The following is a 14,854-nucleotide window of genomic DNA, read 5'->3' as shown; positions in this document are numbered from 1 at the left end:
TCTTCGTGCCTACAGGTCTTGTTTCATGAATACTGAGTCGTCATTGCGAGGAGGTATTGTTGCGTGGACCGTAAAACCCACTGTGTCACCCCGTGGCTTGACCACGGGATCCATAAAAACAATAAAAAATATTAATAATTTAGTATTTTAAGCTGGATCCCGCGATCAAGTCGCGGGATGACAAGAGTGAAATTGAGCCATGCAACAATGCCTCGCCTATGCGTGAATGACATCACCTACTTTTCTACCCAGTGCAATATCTTCATTAACCTCAAATTTTTATTGACTTCTAGTCGAAAATATATCTAGCTTTACAGCTAGAAATTTAAAATTAATAAATATTATGAAAAAATATACTTCTTTTACCTGAAGAATTGGTAGTATTAGATATTAATTATCCATAAGAACATTGATTATTCGCTCATCTAAATATTCATTTTCCAACTTTTCAAGTTAAAGAAGTATATATTTGCTCAAAGTCAAATATCTAATTTAGTTGTACCGGTTAGCTATTTTATAAATCATGTATCGCAATTGGAAAAGCTAAAAGAAAATCTTAATAAATACAAGCAATCTAGTATAGTAGGGGTAAGCGGTATGGGTAAAACGCAGCTTGCTAGGATGTACGCTTATGAAAATAAAGAAAACTATAACATAATTTGGTTTATTGATTGTAATCTAAATATAGAGCAGCAGTTACTCAAATTATCTAAAGCTATTAATACCGAGGTAAAATCACCGGTGATTTCAGAAGATATGGTAGTGATGAGGAAAGATTTAATAGCTTATCTAGCAAGTAAAGATAAATGGTTGTTGGTGTTTGATAATTTAAAAATAGGCGAGAATAAGAAAATAGAGGATTTTATTAATTGGGAATATAACGGTAATATTATAGTTTGTTCTCAAGATGATGTATTATCTAATATAATCAAAGCAAATGCTTTCACTAAGTCGGAAACTGCATTACTTGCAAAAAATATATTGGAAAATAAAAATCCGGAATTAATAAATTTTTTGACTCAAGAATTTGGAGGATATCCGATTCTCGTAGTTCAAGGAGCACAAATATTAAATCAAGTATACTTCTTTAACTTGAAAAGTTGGAAAATGAATATTTAGATGAGCGAATAATCAATGTTCTTATGGATAATTAATATCTAATACTACCAATTCTTCAGGTAAAAGAAGTATACACTATCAAGTGCTCTATTCTGCCAGGCAGTAACTTCCTCTAAAATACCATCAGTTACCTTTGATATTAACTCAGATGATACCTTGGTAGCATATAGTTCTTCTAAGTGTCCTTGTATTTCCCTAATGGTCATTCCCCTAGCATATAAGGATATTACTTTATCATCAAATCCTTCAAATTTTCGTACTCCTTTTGGAATGAGTTGAGGTTCAAATTCTCCATCCCGATCCCTTGGCACTTCTACTGTCAATTTACGACCTTCAGGATCTATTAAAGTCTTTTCATAATTGCCATTACGTCTATTCTCTGACTCCTTGGCATTCTTAGAATGCTTCTCATAACCTATATGAGATTCCATTTCTTTCTCTAAAATCTTATTTACTATCTGCTTTTTAAATTCCTGAAATATCCCTTCTTTGCCAAATATCTCAGATGGATCACTTTGTGATAGTATTTCTGATACTACTTTTTCTATAGTCGGATTTGATACTTTGCTCTTATTCTTCATATTAGCCTCATGTAAGTTGTTTTAATTAATTTTATTCTTAACTATTTTTACAACTTACACAAACTTTCTGACACCCTCATTCTATACGAATATTTTTTGAAAATATTGAAAAATATAAAAATAAAATTTCTTCATTGGTAAATGACAATTTTCAAACCATTGTGCCTAATCATTTTAACAACTCTTCATGTTGAAGAAGTATATCTCTAGCATACACATAATTATTATTTTCTAGATGAACTATTAACTCTGCTTCCTCCTGTCTAGTAAGTTTACTATCACTACCGCCATTTCCAGGCTTAAGCTTCTGAGCATTATGATAATCTATTAAATGTTTTCTTATCCCTCCCCATCACTCAGTAATAACACTTTCGATATCTCATCAATACTATAGCTATCATCATACATGAAAACAGCTTTGATTCTATCACAAATCCTCTTATCCCTTTCGCTTCTATGGTAAAGCTTTAATTCTTCTTTTTCTACTGATGTTAATTTTCTATAAATCCATTCTTACTTAATAACACTTGCTGACTTCTTTGACAATTTTTCATTTACTAGAGGTATATATACTTCTTTTACCTGAAGAATTGGTAGTATTAGATATTAATTATCCATAAGAACATTGATTATTCGCTCATCTAAATATTCATTTTCCAACTTTTCAAGTTAAAGAAGTATATTCATTAAAACTGAATTTCCTTCGGCGTCCTTATAATTAAGATTAAGTTGACCTGATGAAAGATTGTTTAATATTCATATAGCTTACATATTAAAAATTTTTAATATGTAAATAAGCCTTAGTGGTATACATATAATGGATTTAAATGTCAATTAATTAGTTTTTATTTTTGATATTTATAATATTCGGTTAAAATTTATTTACTGATACCCTATTATCCAATTAGTCCTGTGTGATTTCAGCAAGTCTAGTAAACAGAGCATTAATCATATCCCAGCTTTTTTTTGAATAGTGAGTAAAGAAGAATCATTAATATTTATTTGTTTTAATAAATCTATTCCCATTTGTTCATGTTCGGGATCAAGATGCATATGTGTTTTGAAATGTTTTGCTGACTTATGATTTAAAAATATTGATCCTAGTTTTTCATAGAATATAGTAGCACAAGACGCTATTACTAAATGGACAAGAACAGCTCGCTCACTATCTCCAAGAGTCATCATTTTTAGTGTAAACCAAGAACCTAAGGCCTCAAAAATAGAATCTGTAGCTTCTTCATTATTTTCTAGATTTTGGGATAATTCTATATTAAGATGCTCCCATGCAATTCGTCTGACCAAATCCGAAAATGTTTAAGAAATTTATTTTTTCGTAGGGTACTATCTAAGTTAATTTCAAATAGTTTGTTTTTTCTGAATTGCTCTTTATATTGTTCATTATCCGAAATTAGACGCTCTATCAAATCCATATAAGTAATATCAATATTATCTAAATCATATTAATCTAAGACCACTGTCACTAATTATTAATATTTACTTACCAATTTTTAAAACCATATGTGTATTTATAGATGAATATAAATTGTAAGATTATAATTTGTATGCAGTAAATATATAAAACATTTCGGCTTATCCATTTTAAATTTATTGGTATTTTTTGTGAATAATCTTTTAGTATCATTAATGTATAGGTAATCATTAAGAAGATGAGATCTAAAATGAATTCAGTATTTGAAAAATTAAACTCATTAAAGGAAATTGCAAGAGTAAAAAGAGTTGAATGCACGAAAGAAGCAAAAATTGCTATAAAGCAGCAAAGTTTTAGATTTGTCTGCTCATGTTTTGAAATAAATCCAAGTATCATTATAGCAATTACAAGAGTCCCGTAATCAATCAAAGCCCAGCTAATATACCATAATATTACCATTATAATTACATGACAATAACCGCTATAGAGAAAGCGAGTTAAAGAATTACAAAAATAATAAATATACCATTGCCCTAAATAGATAGAGATTAGAATATTTGTAGTAAGAAACTGTTTAAATAGTACAGTAGTATATATTTGTAATAAAACACCGAATATTATTATATGGGTTTTTGGCTTATCATGAAAATTATAACCGGCAAAAAAGCAAAATACCGGCATAGCTGTACGACCTATGATCCGCATAATAGTTAATTCAGGATATAGATATAAACCAACATGATCAATGATCATAGCTATAATAGCTAAGGTTTTTAGCAAATCCTGATAATTTGATTGGTGCTTATTTCTTGTTATTATCATAATTGATCACTTTTAATAAATATGCCGTGCCGAAAAATGCTCCCATTCCAGCTGCAATTGTACCGCCTAGCATGCAAACTTTAATCAATAAATATTCCGAATAAAAATATTCTAAATAATAATGTTTTATTAAAGCAATTGTAATAGACATTAATATACAGCATAACAAAATTTTACCACAGAAAAGCTTTATACCTGCTTCTATATGGAGCTTATTTTGTTTTGTAGTATAGCTATATAATAAACCTAGATTATACCAAGCTGCAATAGATGTACCAACTGCAATACCAATATGTTTCAATGAATCCATTAATAATAGATTCATACCGGTATTAATTATTATTGAAAATAAGGTTATTTTGAGCGGTGTTTTAGTATCTCCGTTAGCATAAAAAATAGGAGTTAAAATTTTTGCCAAAATAAAAGCAGGAAGTCCGAGTGCAAATGCAGAAATAGCCTCGGCTGTATTTGTAGTATCTTGAGGCGTGAATACTCCTCTTTCATAAATTATATTAATAATCGGATGAGATAGAATTATAATACCGAATGTTGCAGGCAGTGATAATAATAGCCCCACTCTAATAGCGTTATTCTGTATTTTTTGTGCAGCTACTATATCATTTGATTTATAGATTTTTGACAGCTCAGGTAGCAATATAGTAGAGAAGCTAGTACCTATTATTGATAGAGGAAATTGATATATCCGGTCGGCATAAGATAATATAGAAATAGCACCTTCAATAAAGCTAGCAATAGATTGAGATATGAAAAGATTTAATTGCTGTACACCGGAGCTAATGGTTGCCGGTCCCATATTAATCAAAAGCTTTTTTACATCGGGATCGTTTGAGTTAAAAATTATCGGAAAGTTTAAATCCGCTCTTTTCACACAGACAAACATAAAAGAAACTTGTAATATTCCGGCAATTATTAAAGATAAGCTAATCGAGATAGTAGACTCTATATAATTATCAAATGTTAAAGTAAAAATTATTACGCATACACTTAAAATAACCGGTGAAAAAGCAAAGGCTGCAAATTTCTTTACAGAGTTTAATACTCCGCCAAGTAGAGCCGTTAATGAAACAAATATTAAATAAGGTATTGTAATTCTGCATAAAAATACCGTAAGCTCAAATTTTTCTTTTTTACCGTGAAATCCAGGAGTAATAAACAGCATTAATTGTGGCATGAAGATTTGCATTAATGCTATTATTACTATTAATGTCAGAAGTAGAAGGGTAAAAACCTCGCCTGAAAAATTATTAGCGGCTTTCTTAGAAATAAGCATTTTTTCATTATAAATAGGAATGAATACGCTTGATAATGCTCCTTCTGCAAAAATTCTTCTAAATAGATTCGGTAGTTTAAAAGCGACATTAATGCTATCACCCATAGGGGTAGAGCCGAATAATGATGCAATAAATTGTTCACGCACAAGCCCGAATATGCGAGAAATTAATGTGAAAAAAGCTACTACGACCCCTGAACGAAATAATCGACTTTCTGCATAACTTGCTTCTAAAGGTAATTTGTGCGTCAATCCGGTACTCGCATCCTCACGTACTAAAGTGTACGCTGCGGTTCTGCGTTCCGTGTTTCCTTCAAATTCCTCTTTATTAGCTACGTTATGTAAGAAGTCGGTCACTGTTTATTTTTTATCTTAAATTTTCCTGATGTCATTCCCGCGGAGGCGGGAATCCAGTAAAACCTATAAAAATTTGTTTTTATAGGTTTGTTTTGTTAATTAATGTGTAATTATTGAGATCGGGGATTAAGGCTACTTTTTCTGGATTCCCGCTTCCGCGGGAATGACATCGAAAGAGCCATAGCAACGCCTCTAAATCCTGTTACAGCCCCCTATCTATTCCTTCATTGATTAAAGTATCCGCTTTTGCTTTATTTTCCCATCCGGTAACTTTAACCCATTTACCTTTTTCTAAATCTTTATAATGCTCAAAGAAATGCACGATACGTTTCTTTAGCATTTCACATAAATCATCTAATTCTTTAATATGATCGAAAGTAATATCGAGTTTAGAAGTCGGTACTGCGATTATTTTTTCATCAAGCCCTGATTCGTCTTCCATCATCAATACGCCGACTGCTCGGCATTTTATAACCGACCCAGGTACTACCGGATGATGAGCTACGACAAGTACGTCTACCGGATCACCGTCATTTGAAAGAGTATGAGGAATAAAGCCGTAATTACAAGGATAGCTCATGGTAGTTTGCATAAAGCGATCAACAAAAACCGCTCCTGATTCTTTGTCAAATTCGTATTTGATTGGACCGCTATTCATCGGAATTTCGATAATTACGTTTATTTCGTCATTATTTGCTGTTGCTTTGATTTTATCTATAAACATGTTTTTTATTTTGTTTTTGTCATGCTGTGGCTTGACCACGGCATCCAGTTAAAAATATTGAAACAACCTGTATGTTAAGTTGTTTTTATGGATACCGTGGTCAAGCCACGGTACGACACCGAGTGTTTTAACTCGGAGGTCTGTAATTCTCATCATGCTTTGCAAGTAATTGTCTTGCTATAAATTTTCCGTCCGATAATTGTCCGATAGCAATAATTCCTTGTCCTTCACGAAATAGAGCAGGGAGTACACCTTGATATAATATTTCTAAATCCTTAATATTATCGGTAATAACAAAACTTATCTTATCAGCAGCAATTTTATTTATTGAGTCTATTTTAACAAGCCCGCCGACTCTTGACTCTTTGCCTTGTTCTATTTCATTAATTTTTGACGGCGGCAAAAAAAATACTATATTTTTCTCTAAATTGTAAAGTATTATACTAATTCCAAGAGCTGCAGAGCAGAAACAAATAATCATTGTTATTAATCTATTTCTTACTCTCTTTTGCATTTTTCAATAATTTGTAATTTAAGAAGCTTAAGCCTAGTAATATTGCTAAAACTAAAAAAGTAAATAAATATGCAGTTAATATATAGTTACTCATTAATTGCCTTTCAAAAACTCCATAATTTCCTTAGATGAAGAATCTAAATAGAAATGTTTCAGATATTTTCCGTTTGCATCGATTAAATAGGTAAAAGATGAATGATCAAGCATATAGTTCTGGTCCTCATCATCACCATTTACACGAGCATAGAAAACTTTAAATTTATCGGTTACATCTTTTATTTGCTGCTCGTTACCGGTAAGACCTATAAATTTCGGATGAAAATGTTTTAGATATTCTTTAAGTACTATAGGAGTATCACGTTTTGGGTCAATAGTGATAAAAACAGGTAGAATATCTATTTTGTGTTTATTTAAAATTTCTACAATCTCCGTCATTTTATTTAGAGAGGTTGGGCATATATCAGGACAACTAGTAAATCCAAAATAAATGAGGCTTAAATTGCCTTTCAATTCATCACTATTAAATATCTCTCCATTTTGGTCTATTAGTTCAAAATCACCGCCGATTTTTACGTTATCTTCATAGATATTAACCTGACCGGCAAGCGGTTTTTCAGGCGTTCTTAAAGATAACAACAAATATAATGCTCCTACTCCTATTAATAAGCTAATTATGATAATTATTTTTATAACATTTGACTGCATTTTCATAAGATATTACCCATTTCTTCGTTATCATTCTGTAGCTTGAGGAAAATTGCCAAAATCGTCATTGTGAGAAGAATTACACAGTAATTCGACGAAGCAAGGAAGAAAAAAAATTCTGTATATCAGAATTTTTTTAATTACTTTTCTGGATTGCCGCGTCGCCTACGGCTCCTCGCAATGACGACCTTCAGTATCCACGCTGGCAATGCCATGCGGGGATAACATAAAAAGACATAAAACAAAGTCTACTCTTACACCAGACCTAATTTTTTAGGTTTAAAATATTTTACCCAAATATCTATTAACAATTTAGTAATGATAATCGCCGAAAACATTGAAGATATAATCCCGATCGTTAATGCAACGGCAAAACCTTTTATTGCTCCGACTCCGAATATATAAAGTAAAAAAGCAACGATTAAAGTAGTTAGGTTAGAATCAAGGATAGTAGCAAACGCAGATTCAAAACCGGTTCTAATAGCATAAAGATTAGAAACTCCTTTATGCAGCTCCTCTTTAATTCTTTCGTAAATCAATACATTAGCATCAACAGCCATACCCATAGTTAGTATTATTCCTGCAATTCCCGGGAGAGTTAAAGTAGCTTGGAAAAGTGAAAGTAAAGCTAGAATATATAACAATGCAAGGCTTAGAGCTATATTGGCAAATAAACCAAGTACACCGTAAGACCAAACCATAAATATACAAACTGCTATAAACCCTATAAGTCCTGCCTTTTTGCCCGACTCTATAGAATCAGCACCTAAATTTGGACCTATACTTCTCTCTTCAATAATTTTAAGTGGGGCAGGGAGCGAACCGGCTCGCAATAATAGTGCAAGCTCATTTGCCGACTCAACGGTAAAATTTCCTGTTATTATACCGCTTCCGCCCATAATCGCTCCGTTTATCGTTGGAGCACTTAGTAATTTATTATCTAAAACTATAGCAAGGCGTTTACCGGCATTATTTTTGGTTATTTCACCAAATATTTTACTACCTAAATTGTTGAAAGAAAAAGCAACTACCGCTTGTGAATTTTGGTCAAAAGAAGCTGAAGCGGTTGTAAGCTGATCCCCACCTAAAACAACTTTTTTCTTTATAACTACATAATACTCCCCATGACTTTCGCTATCTCCCTTAACTAGCATTGAACCTACCGGAACATGTCCTTTTACCGCTTCTTCAATATTGGCATTTTCATCAACTAAATGAAAAGTTAGCTTTGCAGTTTTCCCTAATATATTCTTCAGGTAAGAGGGATTTTCTTCGCCGGGAACTTGCAGTAATATATGCTTATCGCCTTGTTTCTGTAGTGTCGGCTCTTTAGTGCCGGTACTATCAACTCTCATGCGAACGATCTCAATAGATTGGTCTACTACCTTATTAAGTAAGTCATTTAATCTAGATTCACTGTAGCTAAGCTTTATTTTATTTTCGTTTACTTCAGTGATAATTTCCGGATCAATTTTGTTAATTATTTTCTTTAACGGCTTTAATTCTTCAGGTGATCTTACTTCTAATTGAATGTTATTTTGTCTAACTAACAGATTTTTATAGCCGATTTTATCCTCACGAAAATTTTTGCGTAAAGTGTCGGCAAGGTTTTCCATTGAATCATTTAAGTAGGTGTCAAAATCAACATCGAGTAATAAATGGGCTCCTCCTCTAAGGTCAAGCCCTAGATTTACTGAATCATGAGGCAGAAACTTAGAATTTACCTGCATAAAATTAGGTAAGGCACAAATAACCGCAAAAACCGTACATATAATTGAAAGAAAAATTTTCCATTTAGGAAGATTTTGCACTGCTTACCTTCTTATCTTTTTTGTTATTTTCTTTTTTTACTGCTACTTCTTTTGTACGACTAGTTATATCAACAATAGCACTTTTTAAAGCTTTAATACGTACGTCTTTAGCTATTTCGATTTCAATATTATTGTCATTTTCACTTACTTTAGTCACAATACCGTAAATGCCGCTATTTATTAGAACTTCTTCGCCTTTTTTAACTTCACTTACTAATTTCTCTCTTTCTTTGCGTCGTTTTTCTTGCGGACGTAATAATAAGAAGTAAAATACGGCAAAAATTAAAACCATCGGTATTAAGCTTGTTAATCCCGATTGTAAAGAATTTGTTTCTACAGGCACTACCTCAGTTTCCTGTATCTCTATAGTGTCGTTATTATTTGCCTGATTATCTTGCGTATTTGTTGACATATGTAATTTCCTAATTGTTGCAATAGTCTTCCTGTATAACCTCTTTCTAAAGGTATACGTCAATCCGGTACTCGCATCCTCGCGTACTTTTTTGTACGCTGTGGTGTGCGTGCCGTGTTTCCTACAAATTTATCCTTATTCGCTACATTATGCAAGGGTAAAAATAAATAAATGGTTTGGAAGATTGAATTTATGATAAACTTACTGATGTCATTTGTGAAAGGGCGTTGTTGTTTGGACTGATAAAATCTACTCTGTCACCCCGTGACTTGACCACGGGGTCCATAAAAACAATAAAAAATACTAATAATTTTAGCATTTTTAACTGGATCCCGTGGTCAAGCCACGGGATGACAGAGGTGAAATTGATCCACACAACAACGTCATGCGGGAATGACATAAAACGGAAAAAATCACTGGAGCGGGTGAAGGGATTCGAACCCTCGACTTCGACCTTGGCAAGGTAGCACTCTACCCCTGAGCTACACCCGCTTAAATATGAGGGGATCAAAATTAATTACATATAAAACGCCTTAGTGCTTTTTAATCTAAGCGAATCTGAATATAAGTAATTATAAGATAAATTGCAAGTATTAAATTAGAAATTTATTGGCATTGCTAAATAAAGATAGATTATTTAATAAAACCATTGCAAGGAAATTACAAAGTAATTGACTAAGTAATCTAGTTAAAAATTCTGTAAACTAGCATTTTTTTTTATTATTTTCTTGGATTGATACGCTCCTTTCAGTCGCTCAGCTCATTACGACATTTATCTTTAGTTAGCAATGCTATAAAATCTAATTTTTTTAAATTGACTTTTATTTTTATATAAAACAAGATAGTTCTTTATTAATTTTAACTAATTTGTAAAAAAGTATGTTAAGTTACGCAAAAGAGCAAAAGAGTTTAGCCCGTAATCAAAAAGAAGCAATAGGGCTACTATCGATAGGTACGTTTCTTGAATATTTTGATCTCATGCTTTATGTACACAATGGCGGTACTACTTAACGAGCTATTTTTTCCTGAAGCCGATGCACGAGCTGCTTCTCTATATTCTGCCATTGCATATTGTTCAACATATGTATTGAGACCTATCGGTGCTTTAATATTCGGTTGGATAGGAGATACTATAGGTCGTAGGGCAACGGTCATTATTACAACTTTTTTAATGTCGATTTGTTGTCTTATAATGGCTAATTTTAAAACTTATGCCGAAATTGGTATTACGGTAACTTTTGTAGTAACTGCGTGTCGTATCGCTCAGGGGATGTCCTCTATGGGGGAGGTAGTAGGTGCCGAGCTTTATCTAACCGAAATGACAAAAATTCCTCAACGTTATTGGGTAGTGGCTTCGCTTGTTGTTTTTGTAACTTTAGGTACAACCGTAGCATTGGCGGTAGGAACACTTGTTACTTCTTTTGGACTTGATTGGCGTATTGCATTTTGGTTTGGAGCAGCTATTGCTATAGTTGGTGCTGTTGCAAGGACAAATCTTAGAGAGACTCCGGATTTCATTTTCTATTGTAGCTATTATGTCTCCTATCTTACTAAACAATATTTCAAATACTATAGAATTACGTTTATTCCAATTATTTATTGTAGTATTTGCCCCTACTACTTTTCCGGCAGGTGCAGTGTTTTATGCAAGATTTCCGGTATTAAAACGTTTTACATGCGGTAGTTTTATATTTGCTTTATCAAGAGCTTTAATGTTTGCAGTTTCTTCTTTTGGAACAATTTACTTGATAACGCGAATTTAGGATAAGGAAGAAGAGAAGCATGGAATAAGAATAAAGTATTTACAAGTTAAGAGTGTTGGGTTACTGAAGTTTTTCAACAAAAAAACAAGAACCCAACAATGAAAAAATGTATCACAACTTTATTTTAGATACTAGACAATTTTTGTGAAATATATGAAGAATGGGAGAAGCAAAAATTAATACCAACAGATAGAAAACGCCGGAGAGAAGGGAATTTAAGCCTTTCAGAGCTTTTAACTATCGTATTATATTTTTATATATCGCCGTGCAAAGATTTTAAGAATTATTATTTATATCACTTATCATATAAATATAGAGGTTATTTTAAATTACCAAGTTATAGTCGAATAATACAATTATGGTCAAGATTAATTCTACCGCTTGGTTATAATGTTGCAACTATTTAGAGGAGAGGAAACAGGAATTTATTGCATAGATTCAACTAAATTATCGATATGCCATACAAAACGTACAAATAGCAATAAAGTATTTAGTGGTATACTTCTTTTACCTGAAGAATTGGTAGTATTAGATATTAATTATCCATAAGAACATTGATTATTCGCTCATCTAAATATTCATTTTCCAACTTTTCAAGTTAAAGAAGTATATAGCTAAAATAGGGATGAGTAGTTATGGATGGTTTATGGGGTTTAAGTTGCATATAGTAATTAACAATAAGGGAGCGATTATGGCGATCAAAATTACCAAAGCAAATAATAGTGATTTATCGGTAGCAGACGATATAACTGATGGATTACAAGGTAAACTCTTTGGTGATAAGGGATATATACTTCTTTAACTTGAAAAGTTGGAAAATGAATATTTAGATGAGCGAATAATCAATGTTCTTATGGATAATTAATATCTAATACTACCAATTCTTCAGGTAAAAGAAGTATATGTATTTTTATTTGAATAGATATTACACTAAAAAAATATGAGCAAGGCTTAAGAAAGTTAGGAAACCTAGAGCATCGGTTATGGTTGTTAGAAATACGCCGGAGCCTGCAGCGGGGTCTATATCAAAATAATGCAGTATTATAGGAATAGCAGAGCCGAATAATCCGGCTACTAAAAAATTAAAAATAACTGCAATAGCAAAAATAACGCTAAGATTTAAGTCAAGCAACATCACAAAGCTAAGTCCTGCTCCGATAATTGCAAGTACAAAACCGTTAAAAGCCGATACGGCTATTTCTTTTAATATAACTTTATTGACATTATTATAATGAATATCTTTATTAGCAAGGGCTCTAACCGTAACGGTCATGGCTTGTGTTCCGGCATTTCCGCCCATTGAAGCTACAATAGGCATAGTGGCTGCAAGCGTTACAAGTTTTGCAATAGTGTCGTTAAAATGGTTAATGATAAGTGAGGTCATGCAGGCAGTGATTAGATTAACAAAGAGCCAAGGAAAACGATGTTTAACGGTATAAAATACATTGAAGAAAGTATCTTGAGTGTGTACCCCGCTTAATGATAATATATCTTTTCCGGTTTGTTCTTCGATAATATAAATTATATTATCGATTGATACGCTACCTACTAACTTACCGCTTTTATTTACTACCGGTACAATAGTTAAAGCATATTGTCTAAAAATGAAGCTTAGTTCATTTAAGTCAGTAAAAGCATCTGCAAGCTTAAAATCTTTGCTCATCAAATCTTTTATTAATTCATTTTTTTTGCCCTTAATTAGCGTGCTAAGAGAAATGATACCGATAGGGCGTAATTTATTATCTGTAACGATTGCCGCATAAAAGTCATTCTTTACGTTCTTGATAAAATTTAATGATTCCTCGACCGTCCATCCTTCTTGAAGATTAATAAAATCTCGCTCAATTACCCTACCTACCGTATTTTCGGGATATGTACAACCTACGGTAATTTGGTGTTTTTTTTCTTTAGTAAGATTACTTAGGATAAGGTCTTTTATATCATCGTCTAGATCGATTACTACTTCAATAGCATCTTCTATAACTAGCTTATTGATTAATTCTGCAGATTTTTTTATGCCTAAAGTTTCTATTATTAAAGGCTTACTATAAGCATTTAACGATACTAACGTTTCAGGCTTAATTTCATCCTGTAATAAAGGAATAATTATTTTATATGTTTTATTGTTAAGATTATCTAAGAAATCAGCTAAATCGGCATAATGAAGCTTGGCCAGCCTGCTTGCAGCAGCATCATAATTATGATCTTCAATCAAATCATTAATTTGATCAAAAATCTCGGCAAATTGATCATGATGATCAGGTAAGATACTTTTAAATATATTGAAATTAGGCATGGCCTATTTACCTAATAGTTTATTATATATATACTTCTTCAACATGAAGAGTTGTTAAAATGATTAGGCACAATGGTTTGAAAATTGTCATTTACCAATGAAGAAATTTTATTTTTATATTTTTCAATATTTTCAAAAAATATTCGTATAGAATCAGTGAATGTCTCAAAATTCGCATAAAATTTATTGTTACTTACAACAGAATGCATAAATTCCCACAGTCGTTCAATTGGATTCAAATTAGGACTATATGCTGGCAAAAATAGTAACTCTATTTTACTGTATTGTAGATATTCTTTTACCTTTTTTGACCTATGATATCCAGCATTATCGCATATCAAATAAATCTTACTTTTATCTTGATTATTTGCTTCTAATTTCTTTAAAAATTCAATAATATAATCACCATTAACCTTAGGATTGTCAGTTGTTACTACCTCTAAATCCTTAAGATTAATAGCACCAATAATATGTTTACGCTTCCAACCACTGAAACTTGGTAATGTTTTAACTACATTCTTTCTAATCCAACCAAATCTTGCTCGAGTTTGGTATTGAGGATGAACACTATCCATAAAATAAATAGACTCATCTTTAGCTAAATTATTTTTTAGCAAACTATATTGCAGCTTAAATTCCTCTTGCTTAGCTAAATCTATTTTTCCAGGAATTAACTTAGGTTTCTGATAACTAAAACCAAGTCTGTGTAACAGCTTGATTACCCCAGCTAATGTATAGATTACTCCATATTGACGTTCTATGAACAAACCTATATCTCTAGCATACACATAATTATTATTTTCTAGATGAACTATTAACTCTGCTTCCTCCTGTCTAGTAAGGTTACTATCACTACCGCCATTTCCAGGCTTAAGCTTCTGAGCATTATGATAATCTATTAAATGTTTTCTTATCCCTCCCCATCACTCAGTAATAACACTTTCGATATCTCATCAATACTATAGCTATCATCATACATGAAAACAGCTTTGATTCTATCACAAATCCTCTTATCCCTTTCGCTTCTATG

14 protein-coding genes, 1 tRNA gene and 4 pseudogenes are annotated in these 14,854 nt (G+C 32.1%); 6 read left to right on the top strand and 13 right to left on the bottom strand.

All coding sequences use genetic code 11. From position 1 onward, the window contains the following. The first annotated feature begins 25 nt into the window (after positions 1-25). Positions 26-151: a hypothetical protein gene (locus AC5584_RS04245; protein ID WP_410526804.1), complete on the top strand. Its 126-nt coding sequence runs from the start codon at positions 26-28 to the stop codon at positions 149-151. 383 nt (positions 152-534) lie between these two features. Next, on the top strand, positions 535-1,119 hold the full coding sequence (locus AC5584_RS04240) for an NB-ARC domain-containing protein (RefSeq protein WP_499215984.1): 585 nt from the start codon (positions 535-537) through the stop codon (positions 1,117-1,119). Positions 1,120-1,163: 44 nt separating this feature from the next. On the opposite strand, the gene AC5584_RS04235 is transcribed toward AC5584_RS04240, so the two are convergent. From AC5584_RS04235 to AC5584_RS04185, 11 genes and pseudogenes are all read right to left on the bottom strand, one after another. Then, on the bottom strand, positions 1,164-1,700 hold the full coding sequence (locus AC5584_RS04235) for a transposase (protein WP_499215983.1): 537 nt from the start codon (positions 1,698-1,700) through the stop codon (positions 1,164-1,166). 904 nt (positions 1,701-2,604) lie between these two features. After that, positions 2,605-3,130 (bottom strand): annotated as a pseudogene (locus AC5584_RS04230) (hypothetical protein). A 68-nt stretch (positions 3,131-3,198) separates the two neighbouring features. Beyond that, positions 3,199-3,951: a TraX family protein gene (locus tag AC5584_RS04225; protein ID WP_499215982.1), complete on the bottom strand. Its 753-nt coding sequence runs from the start codon at positions 3,949-3,951 to the stop codon at positions 3,199-3,201. Then, positions 3,932-5,494, bottom strand: coding sequence for a murein biosynthesis integral membrane protein MurJ (gene murJ / locus AC5584_RS04220; RefSeq protein WP_499216957.1), 1,563 nt, complete (start codon positions 5,492-5,494; stop codon positions 3,932-3,934). The genes AC5584_RS04225 and murJ overlap by 20 nt, the downstream gene beginning before the upstream one ends. 307 nt (positions 5,495-5,801) lie before the next feature. Then, on the bottom strand, positions 5,802-6,323 hold the full coding sequence (gene ppa, locus AC5584_RS04215; RefSeq protein WP_499216956.1) for an inorganic diphosphatase: 522 nt from the start codon (positions 6,321-6,323) through the stop codon (positions 5,802-5,804). Positions 6,324-6,450: 127 nt separating this feature from the next. Then, positions 6,451-6,837, bottom strand: coding sequence for a cytochrome c maturation protein CcmE (gene ccmE, locus AC5584_RS04210; protein ID WP_499215981.1), 387 nt, complete (start codon positions 6,835-6,837; stop codon positions 6,451-6,453). A 93-nt stretch (positions 6,838-6,930) separates the two neighbouring features. Continuing rightward, positions 6,931-7,548 carry an SCO family protein gene (locus AC5584_RS04205; RefSeq protein ID WP_499162117.1) on the bottom strand — a complete coding sequence of 206 codons (618 nt, stop codon included), beginning with the start codon at positions 7,546-7,548 and terminating at the stop codon, positions 6,931-6,933. Between the two features lie 248 nt (positions 7,549-7,796). Next, positions 7,797-9,353 (bottom strand): protein translocase subunit SecD, encoded by a 1,557-nt coding sequence (secD, locus tag AC5584_RS04200; protein WP_499215980.1) that lies wholly within the window; start codon positions 9,351-9,353, stop codon positions 7,797-7,799. After that, positions 9,337-9,765: a preprotein translocase subunit YajC gene (gene yajC / locus AC5584_RS04195; RefSeq protein WP_499215979.1), complete on the bottom strand. Its 429-nt coding sequence runs from the start codon at positions 9,763-9,765 to the stop codon at positions 9,337-9,339. The genes secD and yajC overlap by 17 nt, the downstream gene beginning before the upstream one ends. Before the next feature lie 190 nt (positions 9,766-9,955). Beyond that, the gene (locus AC5584_RS04190; RefSeq protein WP_499162114.1) at positions 9,956-10,165 is read right to left on the bottom strand and encodes a hypothetical protein; all 210 of its coding nucleotides are present in this window, start codon (positions 10,163-10,165) and stop codon (positions 9,956-9,958) included. Positions 10,166-10,182: 17 nt separating this feature from the next. Then, a tRNA-Gly gene (locus AC5584_RS04185) sits at positions 10,183-10,257 on the bottom strand. A 387-nt stretch (positions 10,258-10,644) separates the two neighbouring features. On the opposite strand from AC5584_RS04185, the gene AC5584_RS04180 reads away from it, so the two are divergent. From AC5584_RS04180 to AC5584_RS04165, 4 genes and pseudogenes are all read left to right on the top strand, one after another. Further along, positions 10,645-10,776, top strand: coding sequence for an MFS transporter (locus tag AC5584_RS04180; protein WP_499215978.1), 132 nt, complete (start codon positions 10,645-10,647; stop codon positions 10,774-10,776). Continuing rightward, positions 10,751-11,227, top strand: a pseudogene (locus tag AC5584_RS04175) (MFS transporter); the annotation flags it as partial. The gene AC5584_RS04180 and the pseudogene AC5584_RS04175, both read left to right, overlap by 26 nt. A gap of 61 nt (positions 11,228-11,288) precedes the next feature. Continuing rightward, a pseudogene (locus AC5584_RS04170) lies at positions 11,289-11,516 on the top strand (MFS transporter); the annotation flags it as partial. 140 nt (positions 11,517-11,656) lie between these two features. Further along, a pseudogene (locus tag AC5584_RS04165) lies at positions 11,657-12,267 on the top strand (transposase); the annotation flags it as partial. A gap of 186 nt (positions 12,268-12,453) precedes the next feature. Here AC5584_RS04165 and mgtE read toward each other — a convergent pair. After that, positions 12,454-13,824 (bottom strand): magnesium transporter, encoded by a 1,371-nt coding sequence (gene mgtE / locus AC5584_RS04160; RefSeq protein WP_499215977.1) that lies wholly within the window; start codon positions 13,822-13,824, stop codon positions 12,454-12,456. A gap of 38 nt (positions 13,825-13,862) precedes the next feature. Next, the gene (locus AC5584_RS04155) at positions 13,863-14,723 is read right to left on the bottom strand and encodes an IS630 family transposase (RefSeq protein ID WP_499216955.1); all 861 of its coding nucleotides are present in this window, start codon (positions 14,721-14,723) and stop codon (positions 13,863-13,865) included. Between the last annotated feature and the right edge of the window lie 131 nt (positions 14,724-14,854).

Origin of the sequence: Rickettsia endosymbiont of Villa modesta, from assembly GCF_964026485.1 — a bacterium.
In the GTDB taxonomy this organism is placed as follows: domain Bacteria; phylum Pseudomonadota; class Alphaproteobacteria; order Rickettsiales; family Rickettsiaceae; genus Rickettsia; species Rickettsia asembonensis.
The sequence above is the reverse complement of the archived record's forward strand: the minus strand, read 5'-3'. Positions and strand labels throughout refer to the sequence as shown.

Bases quoted from the DNA above. Each gene is read 5' to 3' on its own strand.
- AC5584_RS04245 (WP_410526804.1), top strand. From the start codon at position 26: ATGAATACTGAGTCGTCATTGCGAGGAGGTATTGTTGCGTGGACCGTA.
- AC5584_RS04235 (WP_499215983.1), bottom strand. From the start codon at position 1,700: ATGAAGAATAAGAGCAAAGTATCAAATCCGACTATAGAAAAAGTAGTA.
- AC5584_RS04225 (WP_499215982.1), bottom strand. From the start codon at position 3,951: ATGATAATAACAAGAAATAAGCACCAATCAAATTATCAGGATTTGCTA.
- ppa (WP_499216956.1), bottom strand. From the start codon at position 6,323: ATGTTTATAGATAAAATCAAAGCAACAGCAAATAATGACGAAATAAAC.
- ccmE (WP_499215981.1), bottom strand. From the start codon at position 6,837: ATGCAAAAGAGAGTAAGAAATAGATTAATAACAATGATTATTTGTTTC.
- AC5584_RS04205 (WP_499162117.1), bottom strand. From the start codon at position 7,548: ATGAAAATGCAGTCAAATGTTATAAAAATAATTATCATAATTAGCTTA.
- yajC (WP_499215979.1), bottom strand. From the start codon at position 9,765: ATGTCAACAAATACGCAAGATAATCAGGCAAATAATAACGACACTATA.
- AC5584_RS04190 (WP_499162114.1), bottom strand. From the start codon at position 10,165: ATGTCATTCCCGCATGACGTTGTTGTGTGGATCAATTTCACCTCTGTC.
- AC5584_RS04180 (WP_499215978.1), top strand. From the start codon at position 10,645: ATGTTAAGTTACGCAAAAGAGCAAAAGAGTTTAGCCCGTAATCAAAAA.
- mgtE (WP_499215977.1), bottom strand. From the start codon at position 13,824: ATGCCTAATTTCAATATATTTAAAAGTATCTTACCTGATCATCATGAT.